At 65.8% G+C, this 17,373-nt stretch carries 18 protein-coding genes; 5 read left to right on the top strand and 13 right to left on the bottom strand.

Features of this window, described 5'->3' with window-relative positions; all coding sequences use genetic code 11:
- Positions 1-22: 22 nt before the first annotated feature.
- Positions 23-1,138 (top strand): M24 family metallopeptidase, encoded by a 1,116-nt coding sequence (locus tag EA472_RS12940; RefSeq protein WP_124191935.1) that lies wholly within the window; start codon positions 23-25, stop codon positions 1,136-1,138.
- A gap of 92 nt (positions 1,139-1,230) precedes the next feature.
- Here EA472_RS12940 and mvaD read toward each other — a convergent pair whose 3' ends face one another.
- Positions 1,231-2,214: a phosphomevalonate decarboxylase MvaD gene (mvaD, locus tag EA472_RS12935; RefSeq protein ID WP_124191934.1), complete on the bottom strand. Its 984-nt coding sequence runs from the start codon at positions 2,212-2,214 to the stop codon at positions 1,231-1,233.
- A 216-nt stretch (positions 2,215-2,430) separates the two neighbouring features.
- Here mvaD and EA472_RS12930 point away from each other — a divergent pair, with 216 nt between their 5' ends.
- Positions 2,431-3,528, top strand: coding sequence for a tyrosine-type recombinase/integrase (locus tag EA472_RS12930; protein ID WP_124191933.1), 1,098 nt, complete (start codon positions 2,431-2,433; stop codon positions 3,526-3,528).
- 28 nt (positions 3,529-3,556) lie between these two features.
- Here the strand turns inward: EA472_RS12930 and EA472_RS12925 are convergent, their stop codons facing one another.
- Together EA472_RS12925 and EA472_RS12920 are read right to left on the bottom strand one after the other, a co-directional pair.
- Positions 3,557-3,943, bottom strand: coding sequence for a PIN domain-containing protein (locus EA472_RS12925; protein ID WP_165874887.1), 387 nt, complete (start codon positions 3,941-3,943; stop codon positions 3,557-3,559).
- On the bottom strand, positions 3,924-4,172 hold the full coding sequence (locus EA472_RS12920; protein WP_124191932.1) for an AbrB/MazE/SpoVT family DNA-binding domain-containing protein: 249 nt from the start codon (positions 4,170-4,172) through the stop codon (positions 3,924-3,926). Before EA472_RS12920 ends, EA472_RS12925 begins: the two co-directional genes overlap by 20 nt.
- A gap of 224 nt (positions 4,173-4,396) precedes the next feature.
- Between EA472_RS12920 and nth the strand changes: the two genes are divergently transcribed.
- Positions 4,397-5,080: an endonuclease III gene (gene nth / locus EA472_RS12915; protein WP_124191931.1), complete on the top strand. Its 684-nt coding sequence runs from the start codon at positions 4,397-4,399 to the stop codon at positions 5,078-5,080.
- A gap of 107 nt (positions 5,081-5,187) precedes the next feature.
- Entirely contained in the window at positions 5,188-5,448 is a 261-nt protein-coding gene (locus tag EA472_RS12910; protein WP_124191930.1) for a hypothetical protein, read from the top strand.
- A 219-nt stretch (positions 5,449-5,667) separates the two neighbouring features.
- On the opposite strand, the gene EA472_RS12905 is transcribed toward EA472_RS12910, so the two are convergent.
- A complete protein-coding gene (locus EA472_RS12905) occupies positions 5,668-6,495 on the bottom strand; it encodes an NAD(+)/NADH kinase (RefSeq protein WP_124191929.1) in 828 nt (275 codons plus the stop codon).
- A gap of 150 nt (positions 6,496-6,645) precedes the next feature.
- Between EA472_RS12905 and EA472_RS12900 the strand changes: the two genes are divergently transcribed.
- Positions 6,646-7,710, top strand: a complete 1,065-nt coding sequence (locus EA472_RS12900) for a polyprenyl synthetase family protein (protein WP_124191928.1) — start codon at positions 6,646-6,648, stop codon at positions 7,708-7,710.
- Positions 7,711-7,820: 110 nt separating this feature from the next.
- On the opposite strand, the gene EA472_RS12895 is transcribed toward EA472_RS12900, so the two are convergent.
- The 9 genes from EA472_RS12895 to EA472_RS12855 form a co-directional block, all read right to left on the bottom strand.
- Positions 7,821-8,603, bottom strand: a complete 783-nt coding sequence (locus EA472_RS12895) for an NAD(P)H-binding protein (protein WP_124191927.1) — start codon at positions 8,601-8,603, stop codon at positions 7,821-7,823.
- 185 nt (positions 8,604-8,788) lie between these two features.
- Complete coding sequence (locus tag EA472_RS12890; protein ID WP_124191926.1) at positions 8,789-9,595, bottom strand: CBS domain-containing protein; 807 nt, start codon at positions 9,593-9,595, stop codon at positions 8,789-8,791.
- Between the two features lie 62 nt (positions 9,596-9,657).
- The gene (locus EA472_RS12885) at positions 9,658-11,154 is read right to left on the bottom strand and encodes a DHH family phosphoesterase (RefSeq protein ID WP_124191925.1); all 1,497 of its coding nucleotides are present in this window, start codon (positions 11,152-11,154) and stop codon (positions 9,658-9,660) included.
- A gap of 54 nt (positions 11,155-11,208) precedes the next feature.
- The gene (locus EA472_RS12880; protein ID WP_124191924.1) at positions 11,209-12,732 is read right to left on the bottom strand and encodes an NADH-quinone oxidoreductase subunit N; all 1,524 of its coding nucleotides are present in this window, start codon (positions 12,730-12,732) and stop codon (positions 11,209-11,211) included.
- A complete protein-coding gene (locus EA472_RS12875; protein ID WP_124191923.1) occupies positions 12,732-14,258 on the bottom strand; it encodes a complex I subunit 4 family protein in 1,527 nt (508 codons plus the stop codon). Before EA472_RS12875 ends, EA472_RS12880 begins: the two co-directional genes overlap by 1 nt.
- Complete coding sequence (nuoL, locus tag EA472_RS12870) at positions 14,258-16,291, bottom strand: NADH-quinone oxidoreductase subunit L (RefSeq protein WP_124191922.1); 2,034 nt, start codon at positions 16,289-16,291, stop codon at positions 14,258-14,260. The genes EA472_RS12875 and nuoL overlap by 1 nt, the downstream gene beginning before the upstream one ends.
- A 1-nt stretch (position 16,292) precedes the next feature.
- Positions 16,293-16,598, bottom strand: a complete 306-nt coding sequence (gene nuoK, locus EA472_RS12865; protein WP_124191921.1) for an NADH-quinone oxidoreductase subunit NuoK — start codon at positions 16,596-16,598, stop codon at positions 16,293-16,295.
- Entirely contained in the window at positions 16,595-17,068 is a 474-nt protein-coding gene (locus EA472_RS12860) for a hypothetical protein (protein WP_124191920.1), read from the bottom strand. Before EA472_RS12860 ends, nuoK begins: the two co-directional genes overlap by 4 nt.
- Entirely contained in the window at positions 17,065-17,340 is a 276-nt protein-coding gene (locus tag EA472_RS12855) for an NADH-quinone oxidoreductase subunit J (protein ID WP_124191919.1), read from the bottom strand. Before EA472_RS12855 ends, EA472_RS12860 begins: the two co-directional genes overlap by 4 nt.
- Between the last annotated feature and the right edge of the window lie 33 nt (positions 17,341-17,373).

Here is a 17,373-nt window from a genome sequence, read left to right as displayed (position 1 = left end):
CCGCCATCGTAGGTCGATCCCGATGACCGACGCCGCCATCGAGGCCAGACTCGAGCGCGCCCGGGAAGCGCTCGCGGCGAGCGGTGCGGACGCGCTCGTCTGCTTCCCGAGCACGAACATGTACTACCTCTCGGGATTCGAGGACGAGCCGATGGAGCGGCACCTGCTCCTGTTCGTCACGTCCGACGCCGACCTGTTCGTCGCCCCGGAGATGTACGACCACCAGATCAGAGACGCGTCCCCAATCGACGACGTTCGAACCTGGGGCGACGACGAGGACCCGACTCACCTGCTCGAGGCCGTCGGCGGCGAACTCGACCTCGACGGCGGTCGGATCCTGGCCGACGATCGGATGTGGGCGATGTTCACCCACGACCTCCGGGCGACGTTCCCCGACGCCACGTTCGGCTTAGCGAGCGAGGTGCTCGAGGACCTGCGCCTGCGCAAGGACGAGGCCGAACTCGAGGCGCTGTCGGAGGCGGCGCGGATCTCGGACGACGTCAGCGAGGCGATCCGTCGCCTCGGCTCCGAGGCGATCGGGATGACCGAGACCGAACTCGCCGCCGAGATCGACGACCGACTCGCCGCCGCGGGCGGCGAGGGCGTCTCCTTCGAAACCGTCGTCGGGAGCGGACCGAACGGCGCTCGACCGCACCATCGCCACGGCGACCGCGAGATCGGAGCCGGCGACCCCGTTGTCCTCGATTTCGGCACCCGAATCGGGGGCTACCCCGGCGATCAGACCCGAACCGTCGTCTTCGACGGCGAGCCGTCCGCCGAGTTCGAAGCCGTCCACGAGACGGTCCTCGAGGCCCACAACGTCGCGGTCGACGCCGTCGAACCCGGCGTCGAAGCCCGCGAGATCGATCGGGCCGCCCGCGAGGTGATCGAAGAGCGCGGCTACGGCGAGCAGTTCGTCCACCGGACGGGCCACGGCGTCGGCCTCGACGTCCACGAACCCCCCTACATCACGAGCGAGAACGACCGCGAACTCGAGCCGGGAATGGTGTTCAGCGTCGAACCCGGCGTCTACCTCGAGGGCGAGTTCGGGGTGAGAATCGAAGATCTGGTCGTCGTCACCGAGGACGGCTACGAGCGGTTGAACGACTCGCCGCGAACCTGGACGCCGCTCGAGTAGTAAGCCGGGAGCGGGCTCGCGGTAGCCGTTCGCCGGTCAACGGCGCATCCGTGCGGAGAACGATCGCGACGTCCGCAGTGCAACCGGGCGGTTTAGAACAGGTGCTCGTCGTCCTCGAGCAGCCTGGCGGGGCCGCCGACGTCCCAGATCGTCGTCGAGACGCCGCAGTCGGCGATCTCCTCTTCGACGCGTTCGGCGTGTTCCTCGGTGGTGTTAACGTAGACGCTCGCGCCGGTGTCGGTCGAGAAGTAGACCGGGATCTCCTCTTGTTCACGGAGTTCGCGCACCCGGTTGAAGATCGCCAGCGTCGCGGGCTGCCAGTAGACCCAGCCCGAGGGGCCGGTCATCGTCGTCGCCGCGAGCGAGAGCGAGTCCTGCTCGGCGAGTCCGAACGCGCGATCGAAGTCGTCGCTTCGTAACGCGTCGCGCATCTCGACGATCTGGTCGTGGATGTGAGCGTTCCGGGCCTGGAACATGTGGCTGTCGGCGGCCTCCTCGTGGGCGTCCTCGGTCTCTTTGTGGTAGGGGACGAGGCCGACGACGATCTTCAGATCCTCGTGGAGGTTCGTCGGAACGCGTCGTGACTGACAGTCGTCGTCGTTCAGCCCGGCGTGAAGCTGCGAGAACGCGCCCGTCACCGACCGGGCGGCAGACGCCGAGCCGACGCGAGCGATCGTCGAGATTTCGGGCAGCGAGAGGTCGAGTTCGGCCGCCTCCGCGAGCGCCATCGCCGCAGCCGCGAATCCCGACGACGACGAGCCGAGGCCGACGTTCGAGGGAAAGCTGTTCTCGCTCTCGAGGCGGACGGGGTACACCGTGTGTGCGGCATCCGACAGCGAGCGCGCCTTCTCGACGACGGCTTCGACCCGTTCGGCGGCGCGGCCCTCGAGTTCCTCGCCGTCGACGACGAACGCGTCCTCGTCGTGGTCCATCGAGAACTCGACGGTCGTCCGGGTGTGACTCGGGGCCGTACAGAGGCTGATGCTGTCGTGGTACGGGAGCCGTTCGATGTCGTCGCGCATCCCGTGGTACTTGACCAGCCCCTGAATCGGATGGGCCATCGCGGTTGCTTTCATACCCCCACACGTGAGTGAAGGCCGCTTAAAGGTCACGGCATTCGTTCCCGCCGGCCGCTCCCGCTCGTTCGAGCGGTGGACGAACGGAACCGTCGTGGCGGATTCGCGCCCCCGGCGTCGGCCGTCCCGTCGTAAAGCCCCGCGGAACGTCCACTCGCCTACCCGAGGATGTAACCGAGTGTCTTTATTGAGAGTGACACTGTACTCTGGACACGAATGTCAGAGCCTTCGAGTCGTCGGTCGTCACTCCGCCCCAAGACCGTCGAGGACGCCGTGAGCCGCTACCTCGAGTCGCTCGACTCCGGCGGCTCGCGGGCGACGATGCGCTCGCCGCTGTCGCGCTTCGCCCGGTTTTGCGAGCGCGAGGGGATCGACCGCGTCGGCGATCTGGAGACGGGCGACCTCCGCGAGTACGCCTTCCACCTGCGGGAGCGCCACGTCGACGGCGAACTCAAAGCGTCGACCGCGAACACGTACTTCGACTACGTGCGGGCGTTTCTCTCGTTTTGCGTCCGCGAGGAACTGCTCGATCGCAACCCCGCACACACCAACCGGGCGACCGAGTACCTCCCGGAGGACAAGGGCGATCGCACGCGACAGTTCTGGTCGCCCGAACAGCGCGAACGGATAATCGCCTACGCGACCGAACGCGTCGACACGTCCCTCGAGGGGACGATCGACGTCTCCCGCGAGCTGGCGTTTCGCGACCGGGCGATCGTCGTGTTGCTCGCGGAGGCCGGCGTGCGCGGGGCCGAGATCTTCCGGGATACGAACGACGACGCCCGCGACGGCCTCCGGTGGGGGGACGTCGACTTGGAGCGAAAACGGATGCGCGTGTTCGGGAAGTCCCGCCAGTACGAGGAGGCGGCGCTCCCGACGGCCGCACGCGACGCCCTCGAGCGGTATCGTCGGGTGCTCGAGCCACCGTCGGACGAGTGGCCGGTGTTCCCGACCGGCCACGCCCCCTCGAAGTGGGCCGCGCTTCGGGCGGCCGTCGACGACGTCGACGAGAGCCGATCGATCGACGACCTGCTGCGCGATCACGAGGTGACGCCGCCGGCGCTCACGAAGGAAGGCGGCCGACGGGTGATGAAACGGCTCACCGAGGAAGCGAATATCCGACTCGAGGGCGACGCGGACTACCTCCAGCCCCACGGCGCGCGCCGGGCGCTCGGCGCGGAGTTGTACGAACAGGGACACTCGGAGTTAGCGCAGTCGGCGTTGCGCCACAAGTCGATCGAGACGACCCACCAGGCGTACTCCGACATCCAGGCGGCGGACGTCGCGGATTCGATCGACGAGATTCGAAAGTGATTTGGCGAACGCTCGTTCCTCGCACGTGTCACTCGTTTCGACCGGGTTCTAACGGGATTCGATCGATGTCGAGTTCGTCGTAATCCTGTTCGGAACCGAGCACCGGCGCGTCCCACGTGTCGATCATTCCCGCATGGAGCGCATCGAGGCTGGTCATCCCGTGTGCGTCCTGATACTGAACCCCCTTCAAGACGGCCTGTGAGTGTTCTTCGGGCAGTGCGGGGACTAATTCGACGAGGTTCGATACTGCGCGTACCCGATCGATATCGTATTTCTCAGCGAGGAGCAGGAACTCGGCGTAAGCGAGAATCGAGGTGGCTACCTCTCGTTTCTCGAGTGCTTCCTCCGCTTCGCTCTTCAACCAGTCGGACTCTTTGGCGAGTGCGAGGAGGAAGTCAGTCTCGACGTACACCATCTTCAGCCTCTCGTCTCGCCAGCTCTCTGGCCTCGTCGCGAAGCTCTTCGATCGATTTTCCCTCGAGCGCGTCGCCGACCGCGTCTCGAAGTCCCTGTAGCGGATCGTCGTCGATCGGTATGAGCTCGACGTGATCGCTGTACTCGACCACGTGGAATCGTTCGCCGTATCGATCGCGGATGTCCTTCGAAAGATACAGCCGACCGCGTTCGTCCGTTTCAGTACCCATCTGTCTCATCTCTATCTAGGTGGTGTGATTAACTTGTATTTTTCCCACACAGAGGGAACAGTGGAAAACAGATCGGAACGAAGAGACGACACCGTACTCGTGCACGAAGAGGCGGGTATTCGACGACCGATCGGGCGACTATCGTAGTCGGTGAAGCGAGTTACTCACCGCTCGCACTCGAGCGAATCCGAACGCTAAAACGAGGGGGCTCCGATCACACCCCTATGGGAACCCCACGCGAGACGAACGCGGCCCAGGCCGAGGTCGTGATCGAGCGTCTCGAGGAGGAGTACCCCGATTCGACGATCTCGCTTCGGTACTCGAACCGCCTCGAGCTGTTGATCGCGGTGATCCTCTCGGCGCAGTGTACGGACGAGCGGGTGAACCAGGAGACGGAACACCTCTTCGAGAAGTACGACGGGCCCCAAGAGTACGCGAACGCGCCCCAGGAGGAACTCGCCGAGGACCTGAGCTCGATCACCTACTACAACAACAAGGCGACGTACATCCGCAGCGCCTGCGAGGCGATCGTCGAGGAACACGACGGCGAGGTGCCGGATACGATGTCGGCGCTGACCGACCTCTCGGGCGTCGGCCGGAAGACGGCGAACGTCGTCCTCCAGCACGGCCACGACATCGTCGAGGGGATCGTCGTCGACACGCACGTCCAGCGTCTCTCGCGTCGGCTGGGGCTCACCGAAGAGCAGCGACCGGAGAAGATCGAGCGGGAACTGATGGAGATCGTTCCGGACGGGTACTGGCAGCAGTTCACCCACCTCTGTATCGATCACGGCCGCGCCACCTGCACGGCGCGAAATCCGGACTGCGACGACTGCGTGCTCGCGGACGTCTGTCCCTCCGAGCGCGGCGACGCCCCGATCGACCTCGCCTCGGGCGAGCCCTGGTGAGTTCCGAAACCGGGCCGAAGCGCGCGCTCGAGGCCGATTTCGGACGGATCGCGGTGGCAGGCCGAACCCTTTTCCGTCGTTCGCCGGAACCTCCGGCCGGGATCACGATGACCACGAACGAAAACGAGACTGGCGAGACCGACGAGAACGAGCACGGTCGGGACGTCGAACTGGCCCGAGAGAAGACAGATCCGGAGGAGACTGCGGACGAGGAGGGACTCACCGAGGAGGAAAAGCGAGCGCGCGAACGCGAGGACGAAGAGCAACGACGCCAGGACATCGAACAGAAGTCGACACAGCGCGAAAACGACGCCCTCGAGAACGCGAATCCCGACCACCACCGGGACGAGGAGCCGTACGACAGTTAGCGCGAACGAGGTTTCGGGTTCGGTATCTCCGTCTCGTAGTGCCTCCGGGCGACGACTCTGCGGCGCGTTCCCGAGATCTGTTTGGGGCCGCGCTCTCGAGGAACGGTTCGGCGGCCCCCGCCCTCACAGGCGAATGCGTATGGAGACGGTCGTCGCTTTCTCCAGTGTGACGCCGATCGATACCGACACCTCGTCGCCGGATAATTAGCAGAACGCCCGTCAGCGGCTCGTCTCGACGCCGTCGACGGTCGATGCGACCAGTGTCGAAAACGAGCCGTCGGCGGCGATCGAGACGCGTTCGCCCGCCGGCACCCGCTCGAGCGTCCGGTCGTCGACGCAGACGACGACCGGGTCCTCGTCGCGCTCGACCGAGATCGTCAGCCCGTCGTCCGGGAGCACCCACCGACGCGTCCGCGTGACGAACGGCGCGATCGGCACCACGGCCAGCGCCTCGAGCGCGGCCGAGAGGAGCGGTCCGTCGACGGCGTTCGCGTAGCCGTCGCTCCCGGCCGGCGTCGCGGCGACCACGCCGTCGGCGCGAAACCGTGCCACGCGATCGCCCCGACTCGAGACGGTGTACTCGGAGATCTGGGCCGGCTCCTCCGTGACGAGCGTGACGTCGAAAACGGCGCGTTCGCGCCGGCCCTGGGGCGTCTCCACCGAAAGGAGCGGACGCGTTTCGACGGCGGTTTCGCCGGCTAACGCCGCCTCGATCGCGGCCTCGAGGGCCGCGGGCTCGATCCCCTCGATCCCGGTGACGTCGCCGAGCGGAAGAATCGCCGCGTCGAGGTCCGCGGCGGCGACCGCGGCGACCGTCCGTTCGGCGGCCGCCACGACGAGCGACGGTTCGGCCGCGAGCACGTCCTCGGGCGATCCGGTGACGAGCGTTCCGTCGCGATCCGCGATCGCCGTCTCGAGGGCGGCCGAGGGCTCGAGCGTCGGCGCGGTGGACGTCGTCGACCCTGTCGCTTCCGCTTTTCGACGGGGATCGTCGGTGACGATCCCGACGACGGGATCGGCGTCGGGCGTCCACGCGGTGCGATTCATACGCGTTCTTTCCGGTGGGGCGACCAAAAGCGTGCGGATTCGAACACCCGTGGCGACGCCGTGGTGCCGTCTCGGCAATCGGTAATTCGCACGACCGGTCACGACACGAAGAACTGAATCTTTTTTACCCCGCTCACTCTCGAGACGGGTATGCGGGAGACGCTTCTCGAGTGGCGGCCGGCCGTAGACGAGGCGATCGCCGACCTCGTCCCGCGGGAGATCGACGCCGAATACCTGGAGTCGTTTTTCGGCGAGCCAACCTACGCGTACGATCCGGACGGGATCCAGCGGGCGCTGTCGGATCCGCTCTGGGATCTGCTCGATCGGGGCGGCAAACGGTGGCGGGCGGTGCTCTTTCTCGTGTTCGTCGAGGGGTTCGGGGACGATCCGGCCGAGTACCTGCCGTACGCGTGCATTCCGGAGATTCTCCACAACGGGACGATCATCGTCGACGACGTCGAGGACGAGGCCGCAAAGCGGCGGGGAGAGCCGGCGTTGCACCACCTTCACGGACAGGACGTCGCGTTGAACGCCGGCAACGCGATGTACTTCCTTCCGTTGAAGATCCTGACCGAGAACCCGGCCGATCTGGCACCCGACCGTCGGCTGGCCGCCTACGAGATGTTGATGTACGAACTCAACCGCACCCACCTCGGTCAGGGGATGGACATCTGCTGGCACAACGAACGCGAGGTTCGGGTCACACCCGCGGAGTACCTCGAGATGTGCGCGTGCAAGACGGGCTGTCTCGGACGGATCGTCGCTCGTCTCGCCGCGATCATCACCGACCAGCCGGACCACGTCGAGGAGGCGGTCGCAAACTATGCGGAACTGACGGCGGTCGCGTTCCAGATCGGCGACGACATCCTCGACGTGGAAAACTCGCTCGGACGCGCCGGCGAGTTCGGAAAGGAGTTCGGCAACGACGTCCGCGAGGGGAAGAAAACCCTGCTCGTCATCCACGCGATCGAGGAGAGTCCGCCGGGTCGGGCGCTTCGCCTCGAGGAGATCCTCGAGTCCGACGCCAACACCGACGAGGAAGTGCTCGAGGCGCTTTCGATCATCGAGGACGCGGGCAGCATCGAGTACGCCCGCGACCGGGCGCTCGAACTCGCGGCGCAAGCCCGCGAGGAGATCGACGGCCTCGGGTTCGACGACGAGATCGCACACCAACTCGAGGAGTTCACCCGGTTCGTGATCGAACGGGACGTCTGAGCCTCGAAACGCGGCGTTTGAGGCTCGAAACGCGGCATCTGCGTGTCCGATCGCGACGGGACGATCGGAGATCGGTCGTCTCGCGTCGAACTCGGAGTACCGCTTCGTTGTTACAACCGCATGCGTTCTCTGTCGGCCTCGATGCAATCGAACGCCCAGTCGACGTCGACGAGCTGCGTCGGCGCTCCCGACAGTCCCTCGCGGCTGACGACTTCGAACGTGCGATTTCGCGCCTCCGGTGTGAACGGCGCAGCCGCCATGAGTCGGGCGACATCGGCCCGCGGGACCGATCCGGAGACGGAGTCGCCACCTTCGCCGACGACGAGATCGCCGCGTGGCGGATCGGTGGTGAGTTTTCCGGGACGGACGATCGTATACGACAGCCCGGATCGGCCCAACGCAGCTTCTGCGTCGCGCTTTGCGCGAAGCGAGCCGCGAATCAACAGTCGCGCCGGGAGGGGAAGTCCCGATTTCGAACTCCCGACGCCGATCGCGCTCTGGTGGACGAAGTGCGAGACGTGTTGGCCCAGTCCGGCCGTCACGAGGTTGACGACGCCGGTCCGGTCGATCAGCTTCCCGCCGACGGTGTGGCGGTAACTCGGCGACGTGCCGAGCGTACAGAAGACGACGTCGCAGTCCTCGACGGCGACGATCGCGTCGCGCGGCTCGAAGAAGTCGGCGACGACGATCTCGTCCGCGCCGAGTTGCTCGAGGTCGTCGACGTTCGCGTACGACGTGGTGGTCGCGCGAACGGTCAGGTCGGTCGGTCGCAGCACCGACAGCAGTTCTGTTCCCGTATCACCGCTCGCGCCCGCGACGAGGACGCGCTCGACGTCGTCGAGTTCTCCGCCCGAGTGTGAGGCGGTATCGTCGTTCGGTTCGGAGCCAGCCATCGAGCGGGGTAGTTCACGGAGACGGATAACTGTGCAGCAGGCATTCCGGACCGCTGAGTAGCGCTCGAGAGACGTCTCGAATCCGCAGTTTGCGATTTCGATCCGTTCGATCGTCCGTCGATTCCGGCCGCCGTTCGTCCGGTCGTCGTCGCTTCTCACTCCGACCGCGAGTGCGCTCGACCGCGTTACTCCTCGGACTGAAGCCGCTTGGTCGTCTGCACCAGCGGGTGGCGGGCGTAGTCGACGACGTCGATGTCGCCGATCCGTTCGAGCCCTTCTTTCGCGGCGGTCCGGGCCATTCCCAGGTCGATCTCGCGGTCGACGACGATGACGTACGCGTCCATCTCGTCGATCCCGAGTCGATCCGCCGCGAGGACGCGGTGGTGGCCGTCGGCGAGCAGAAGGGTCCCGTCGTTGTCGATCACGACCAGCGGCTCGGCGAGCCCTCGCTCGAGTTCGTAGCGTCTCCCTTCGAGTTCGTCGGCGTACACGCGTCCCTGCGTCGGCGTCAGCGCGGCGAGCGGGACGGTTCGCCGTTCCTCCGAGAGTTCGATCTCGTGAATCTGTTCGAGCGTGCGTTTGAGCTTTCCCACCTTCTCGGGGGTCGCGCGCTCGATCTGGCTGCGTATCACGTCGGCGTTGGAGATGATCCCCACGAGGTTGCCGGCGTCGTCGACGACGGGAAGCTTCTGGATGCCCGATCGAAGGATGACGCGCGCCGCGTCGGTCACCTTCATCTCGGGGTGGGCGACGAGCAGATCGGTCGTCATCACTTTGAAGATCGGCTCGTCGTCCCCCGCGAGCAACAGATCGCGCGCGCTGACGAACCCCTCGACGCGCCGGCGTTCGCAGACGGGAAAGCCGCTGTGTTCGTCGCTCTCAGCGATCCGCGTCGCGACCGAGCCGACCGTGGTGTCGGGCGAGACCGTCGCGACGTCCCGGGTCATGTACTCTTCGACCTGGGGTTTTCTCCTGTCCGACGCAACGTCCATACGCGAACCGTAACGGGCGAGAACGCAAAAGTACTGTTACCCGGCGGTTTCACCGAGTTCGTTCAGGGTGGTCCGCCGCGTTCGTACTCCCCACCCCTGGTGAACAGCAACTCGCTCGTCCGGGTGTACGCGCCGACGGACGCGCCGGGGCGCGTGTCGATCGCCTCGAAAAAGCGGTTCGCGATCACCTCCTCGACGACGCTGACGATCGAGTCGACCTCGTCCTCGTCGTCGACGCCGCCGAGGATGCCGATCTCGAGCTGTGCGCCGGCCATGTCGGCGTGTCCGCCGGCGCTGCCGATCCGCTCGAACGCATCTCGAAGCGTCTCCCCGAGGTCGACGTCGTTCGCCCGCGAGCGCGCGGAGAGAAACACCATCTCGTCTCTGAACCCGAAGACCAGCGTCGTCCCGACCCCTTCCATCGCGAGTAACTGATCCGCAGCCTGCGGAAGGGCGTCCCGGTTCGTGATTCGACCGACGCTGGCGACCGCAACCGAATCGCGCTGCACCCGATTTTTGATGGCTCGAGCGATCGTCTCGAGCGTCTCGCCTTCGATCGTGGGCTGTTCGATCTGCTCGAGCAGCGACGTCTCTACGTGCGGCCAGAGGATCGACGCGGCGCGAAAGTCCGCCGGCGACACCTCCCGCGTGAAGTCGTTCGTGTCGATCCGGATACCGTACAGCAACGCGGTCGCCGTCGCGGGATCGAACGGGAGGCTGAACCGGTCGACGTACTCGGTCATGACCGTGCTGGTCGCGCCGGCGTGTTCACGGAGATCGACGAACGACGCCGAAACCGGGCCACGCGGCGGGTGGTGGTCGATGACGATGTCGACGTCGAGTTCCTCGGGGAGCTGGTCGTTGACGCCCGGTCGCGAGTGATCGACCAGCGCGAACGCGGCGTACGCCGACAGCGAGTCCTCCGGCCTCAGGTTTCGGAGGTCGAGATCGAGCAGATTGACCATCGCGCGATTTTCCTGGTGGGAGATGTCTCCGAAGTAACACGCGTCGGCCTCGAGACCGACCGACGTCGCGACGTCGACGAGCGCGACCGCGCTCGCGATCGCGTCCGGATCGGGGTTGTCGTGGGTGACGACGGCCAGTCTGCCGTCGATCGTCTCGAGTTGCCTGCGGAGTTCGATCGCCGTCTCGGCCGACGGGCTGGCCGTTTCGTCGAGCACCTCGTCGACGATCGCGTCCGCCGCGTCGACGACGTGATCCGCGCGGTCTTCGAAGGCCGATCGGTCGGCGCGGGTCGGATTCCCACCCAGGTAAGCGACGATCGACGCGGCCGGAAACCGGCGTCGGGCCGCCTCGAGGGCGGCGCGATTCACGTCGGTGCGGTCGCTCGCGACGAAGATCACGTCCGGCTGCTGGTTCGTCGTGACGGCGTCGGTCGGATCGCCCCGACGAGCGGGAACGCTCTCGTCGCGAAGCGCCTCGACGACGCTCTCGTCGTCGGTGATCACCAGCAACCGCCCGTCACCGTCGCGCTCGGACAGCTGTTCGACGACGTGGCGTCCCACGGTCCCGCAGCCGAGCACGAGCCGGAAAACCATATGTCGCGGGTTGCGACCCCGACGGGTAAAAGTTACCGGGTCGCCGCCCGGCGGTTACGCGATGACGACCGCGGCGGCCTCGAGTGCCGCGTCGGCGATCGGACCGAAGCCCGGCAGCAACACGACCGTCATCACGGCGGCGACGACGATGGCCGCGTACAGTCCGGTGGGCTGGGTCAGCCCGTCACGTTCGACGATCGGATCCTCGATCCAGACGGCCTTGACCAGCCGCGCGTAGTAGTACAGCGAGAGGGCGCTGTTGACCACGAGCGCGACGGCGACGACGAGCAGCCCGGCTTCGAGCGCGCCGGTGAACAGGAAGTACTTGCTCCAGAAGCCGCCGAACGGCGGTACGCCGGCCAGACTGAACATGAAGACCGCGAGCGCAGCACAGGCGATCGGGGCCTGCCTCGAGAGCCCGTTGTAGTCCTCGAACGTCCTGCCGACGCCCCAGTGTTCTGCCAGTCCGACGAACAGGAACGCACCGGTGTTCATGAAGCCGTAGACGAGCAGATGCATCATCGCCGCGCCCATCACGAGTTCGCTGCCTGCACCCAGGCCGGCGAGGCCGATCAGCACGTAGCCCGCGTGTCCGATCGAGGAGTACGCGAGCATCCGCTTGACGTTCTCCTGGGTCGCGGCCGCGAAGTTGCCGACCGTCATCGTGACGACCGCGAGGATGACGAACGCGAGCGTCCAGTCGACGCCGATGAGCTGTCCGGTTACGTCGACAGGGAACGCCGTCGTGAACACGCGGAAGGCGATCACGAAGCCGGCGGCCTTCGAGGCCGACGAGAGGAACGCGCTGATCGGCGCGGGCGCGCCCTCGTACGCCTCGGGCGCCCAGAAGTGAAACGGCACGCTGGCGGTCTTGAACGCGAAGCCGCCGATCAACATCAGGATGCCGAGTCCGAGCAGCCCGCCGAAGTCGCCGCCGTCGCCGGCCGCGAGCGCCTCGAGTTCGGCCGCGATGGCGTCGAGTTGCAGGAAGCCGGTCGCACCGTAGACGAGCGAGATGCCGTAGACGAAGATGGCCGACGAGAGCGCGCCGAGCAGGAAGTACTTCAGCCCGGCTTCGACGCTTCCGCGGTTGTCCTTGAGGATCGCGACCAGCGCGTAGGACGGCAGGCTCGCCAGCTCGAGGGCGATGAAGATGGTGACGAGGCTGTTCGCCGTGGCCATCGTCGCCATCCCCGTCGCCGCCAGCATGACGAGCGAGTAGTACTCGGCCTGGTAGGCGTGACCCTCCATGTAGTCGTAGCTCGCGACCACGACCAGCGCCGTGACGACGGTGACGACGATGATAAAGAACAGCGCCATCTGATCGACGACGATCTGGCCGTCGAACAGTTCGATGACGCCGAAGCCGTCCATTCCGGGCGCGCCGACGCCGGCGGCGGTGAACCAGACGGCGACGCCGAGTGCGGCCAGCGAGCCGACGGCCGACGTTCCGGCGAGGACGGCCCGGTTCGTCGAGTGCGGGTTGACGCTGTCGAAGACGAACAGCGCCAGCGCGGTTCCCGCGAGGATCAACACCGGTGCGAGCGCCGCCCACTCCGGAAGTTCGACGAACGCCATTACAGCTCACCTCCGTCGACGATCGGATCGACAGCGTCGTGTATCATCTCGAAGATCAGCTCGGGAGCCACGCCCAGGACGATGATCAGTCCGAGCAACACGAACATCGGTGCGACGTCGTGAAGCGGCGCGCGGCTCACCTCGTAGTCGGTTTCGAGCGAGTAGGGCCCGAAGATCGCCCGCTGCATCGCGTACAGCAGGTAGCCCGCGACGACGACGATGCCGAACATCGCGAGCGCCGTAAAGACCGGCGCGTACGGGAAGTCGGCCCCGAACGAGCCGAAGAAGATGAAGTACTCCGCCGCGAAGCCGCTCATCAGCGGCAGGCCCATGTAACCGAACGAGCCGGCGACGAAGATGCCGACCGCGATCGGCATCCGATCCGCCATCCCGGACATGTCGGTGACCATCCGGGTGTGAGTGGCGTTGTAGATGACGCCGACGGCCATGAACATCAGCCCGGAGATGAGTCCGTGACTGACCATCTGGAACGTCGCGCCGCCGACTCCGAAGTGAGTGTAGGCGATCAGTCCCAGGATGACGTAGCCCATCGAGGAGACCGACGAGTACGCGACGATTCGTTTCAGGTCCGTCTGTGCGAGCGCCAACATCGCGCCGTAGATGACGCTGATCACCGCGACGACGGCGATCGGAACCACGAACGGTTCGACGATCTCGGTCGGGAACATGGTGAAGTTGAACCGCAACAGCGCGTACGTTCCCATCTTCAACAGGACGCCCGCCAGCAGCACCGACGCGGGCGTCGGCGCCTCGACGTGTGCGTCCGGCAGCCACGTGTGGAACGGGACGACTGGAACCTTCACCGCGAACCCGACGAACGTCGCGACGAAGACGGCCGAGGCGAGCGTCGGTCCGGCGACGCCGAAGAAGCCGTCCGGTCCGCCGTCGAGCATCGCCGCCGTGATCTCGGGCAACGCGAAGCTCGTGACGGCGTCGCCGAGGCCGAAGACGAGCGCGATGACCGCGCCGAACATCACGAGCGACGCGACGTTCGTGTAGACGAAGAACTTGATCGCGGCGTACTTGCGTCGGGGGCCGCCCCAGATCCCGATCAACAGGTACATCGGGATCAACACGGCCTCCCAGAAGATGAACCAGACGAAGAAATCGAGGGCGGCGAAGACGCCGATCAGGTTCGCCTCGATGAACAGCACGAGCCCGTAGAACTGGGACTCGCGGTCGTCGATCGGCGTCCACGAACTCACGATCGCGAGCGTAACGAGGATCGTCGTCAGCACGACCAGCGGCATCGAGATGCCGTCGAGACCGACGAACCAGCTGATGTCGTACGCGCCGAGTTGAATCCACTCGAGGCGCGATTCGAACGCGAGGTCGCCCTCGAGCAGGGCGTTGCCCCGGCCGTCGAAGGTGGCGAACATCCACAGCGAGAGACCCGCCGGGACGAGGCTGATCAGAAACGCCAGCTTGCCGGCGATTCGATTCGGCGCGACGAACGTCACGAGCGCGCCGATCAGTGCGACCGCGATCAGTGTCTCGATCATCATCAGAACCACCCTCCGAGGATCCCGAGTACGAGCAACAGGGCGATGAACCCGGTCACCAGTAGTGCCGCGTAGTTGGTCACGATACCCGTCTGCAGTCGCTTCATCCGGTCGCTACCGAACAGGCTGGCCGTCGAGACGCCGTTGACCACGCCGTCGACGACGGTCTGGTCGAACCGATCGGCGGCTCGAGACAGCGGCAGCGTCAGCCCCTCTGCGAGCCAGACCTGGTACTCGTCCTGGTAGTAGTTGTCCTCGACGGTTTTGCCGATCGAGCCGAGTCGCTCCTTGTGTTCGACCGGCTCGGGGACGTTGTACAGCGTCCAGGCCACGCCGGCCCCGGAGAACGCGAGCAACAGCGAGACGCCCGCGGCGATCAGGACGGTCGTCGACTCGGTGCCGATGTAGCTCGTCTCGTAGGCCAGCAACTCGCCGTACGCGCCGTAGGTCAGCCCCTCGATCGCGCCGAACTCGCCGTCGAGCCAGGACTCGAGGAACGTGATGTCGAGCTGGGCGAGCTTCGCGACCGGCGCGAGGTTGGCGACGCCGGCCACGAGCGCGAGCACGCCGAGGACGATCAGCGGCGCTTTGATCGACCAGCCCACCGGGTGTGGATCCTCGGCGGCTTCGGATCGCGGCTCGCCGTGGAAGGTCAAAAAGACCATCCGGAACGTGTAGAAGCCGGTGAAGAAGACGGCGACCAGCCCCATCGCGTACGCCGCGAGGATGATCGGCTCCTCGAGGCCGACGATGAGGGCGTCGTAGAGGATCTCGTCTTTGGACCAAAAGCCCGAGAACGGGATGATCCCCGCGAGCGCGAGCGCGCCGGCGAGGAACGTCCAGTAGGTAACGGGCGCTTTCTCTTTGAGCCCGCCCATCTTCCACATGTCCTGTTCGTGGTGCATGAGGACGATGACGGAACCGGCCCCGAGGAACAAAAGCGCCTTGAAGAAGGCGTGATTCATCAGGTGGAAGACGCCGGCGACGTAGCCGCCGACGCCGAGTCCGAGCATCATGTAGCCGTACTGGCTGATCGTCGAGTAGGCGAGCACCTGCTTGATGTCGTCTTTGACGACGCCCATCGTCGCGGCGAACAGCGCCGTGAAACCACCGACGAACGCGATGATGGCGAGCGCGGTCGGACTGAGTGCGTAGTAGCCGAACATCCGGGCGACGAGGTAGACGCCGGCCGCGACCATCGTCGCCGCGTGGATGAGCGCCGAGACGGTCGTCGGACCCTCCATCGCGTCCGGCAGCCAGGTGTGCAGCGGGAACTGCGCGGACTTGCCGACGACACCGCCCAGCACGAGCAGTCCGGTGATCGTCACCCAGGTTTCGGGCGCGAATCCGAACAGCGTCGTGCCGTCGGCGATCGCCGTTTCGGCAGCCGCGACGAACGAGTCGTCGCCCGCGAACTGGAGCGTTCCGAACGTCGCCGCGATGGCGACGACGCCGATCAAGAAGAAGTAGTCACCGAACCGGGTGACCAGAAACGCCTTCTTCGCCGCCGAGGGGGCGCTTCGCGTGCGGAACCAGAACCCGATCAGCAGGAACGAACACAGCCCCACCAGCTCGAAGAACATGAACGCCATCAGCAGGTTGTCCGCGTAGACGAACGCGAGCATGCTGAACGTAAAGAGTCCGAGCCCGGCGTAGTACCGCGGCAGCCCGGTCTCGCCCTCCGCGTTCATGTAGCCGAGGCTGAAGACGTGGACGAGGAATGCGATCAGCGAAACGATAACCAGCATCAGCGCCGAGAGCGGATCGATCAGGATGCCGAACGTGAACTCGACTCCGTCGACGCCGGTGTCGCTCACCGCGTCCCCGATCGCCCACTCGTACAGCGTTTCGTGATACACTTCGCCGCTTGCGACCGCCGCGAGCATCGCGATCGACAGGAGCAACGATCCTCCCGTCGCGAGGATGCCCGGAATCGCTCCTTTCTTCGGCAGGGAGTTGCCGAAGGCGAGAGCGACGACGAACGCCACGAGCGGGAACAGCGCGATCGCCGGCGCGTAGTCGAATAACCCTTCCATCTTACCACCTCATCGTCGTCGGTACCGTGACGTCGACGTCACGGAAGTTTCGGTACAACACCAGGATGATCCCGAGTCCGACGGCGACCTCGGCGGCGGCCAGCGCCATCGTAAACAGCGCGAACACCTGCCCCGTGAGGTTGCCGTGGTAGAACGCGAACGCGATCAGATTGATGTTCGCCGCGTTCAGCATGAGTTCGACGGACATCAGGAACATCAGTGCGTTCCGGCGCGTCAGAATGCCAAAGAGACCGATACAGAACAGCGCCATCGAGAGCAACACGTAGTACTCGATCGGCACCGTCATCGCGACTCACCTCCCGGGTCGTCCGCCCGATCTGCGTCGACGGTCGAGCCCTCGTGACCGCCGTCGGTGGCGGCCGATCGATCGGAACCTGCAACACCCGAGGCGGCCGATCCCGCACCGTCGCTTCCGGTTCCCCGGCTCGCGAGCGCGGCGACGGGTTCGCCCTCCTCTTCGCGTTTCGCGAGGACCAGCGACGCGTCGAGCGCCGCGTCGAGTGCGACCGCGATCAGCAAGAACGCGGCCAGGAAGGCCTCGGTGTCGGGGATCGACCCTTCGGTCGACTGCAAGGCCTCGAGATCGAACATCGCGTAGCCGATCTCGGCCGTGATCGAGTCGACTCCCTCGAAGCCTTCCATCTCCGGCGAAAAGCCGGTGTTCAGGACGATCGTCGCCATGATCACGAACAGGGCGACCGCGAGAACGCCGGGAGCGAGCGAGCTGTCGAGTCGAAGTTTCGGACCGGTCGTCATGTCTGTGCCACCTCGTCGACTTCGTCTGTTTCCTCCCGCTGAGTCAGCATCACGGCGAACGTGATGAGGATGAGGACCCCGCCGACGTAGACGAGGATCTGCATCATCGCGACGAACTCCGCCGCGAGCATCACGTAGTACACCGCGACGCTGAGCAGCGTCACGCCGAGCATCAGCGCCGAGTGCCACGGATCCCGCAACAGGACCACACCCAGCGCGCTGGCGAGCGTGACGAAGGCGAACAGCGCGAACGCGATTAGGTCGTATGTCATTGTTGTCGTAACTGCCCGTTCGGGACGGGCGAC

It is taken from the genome of Natrarchaeobius oligotrophus (assembly GCF_003841465.1).
Lineage (GTDB): Archaea > Halobacteriota > Halobacteria > Halobacteriales > Natrialbaceae > Natrarchaeobius > Natrarchaeobius oligotrophus.
Note: the sequence above shows the minus strand (reverse complement) of the source record. Positions and strands in the feature narration are given on the sequence as shown.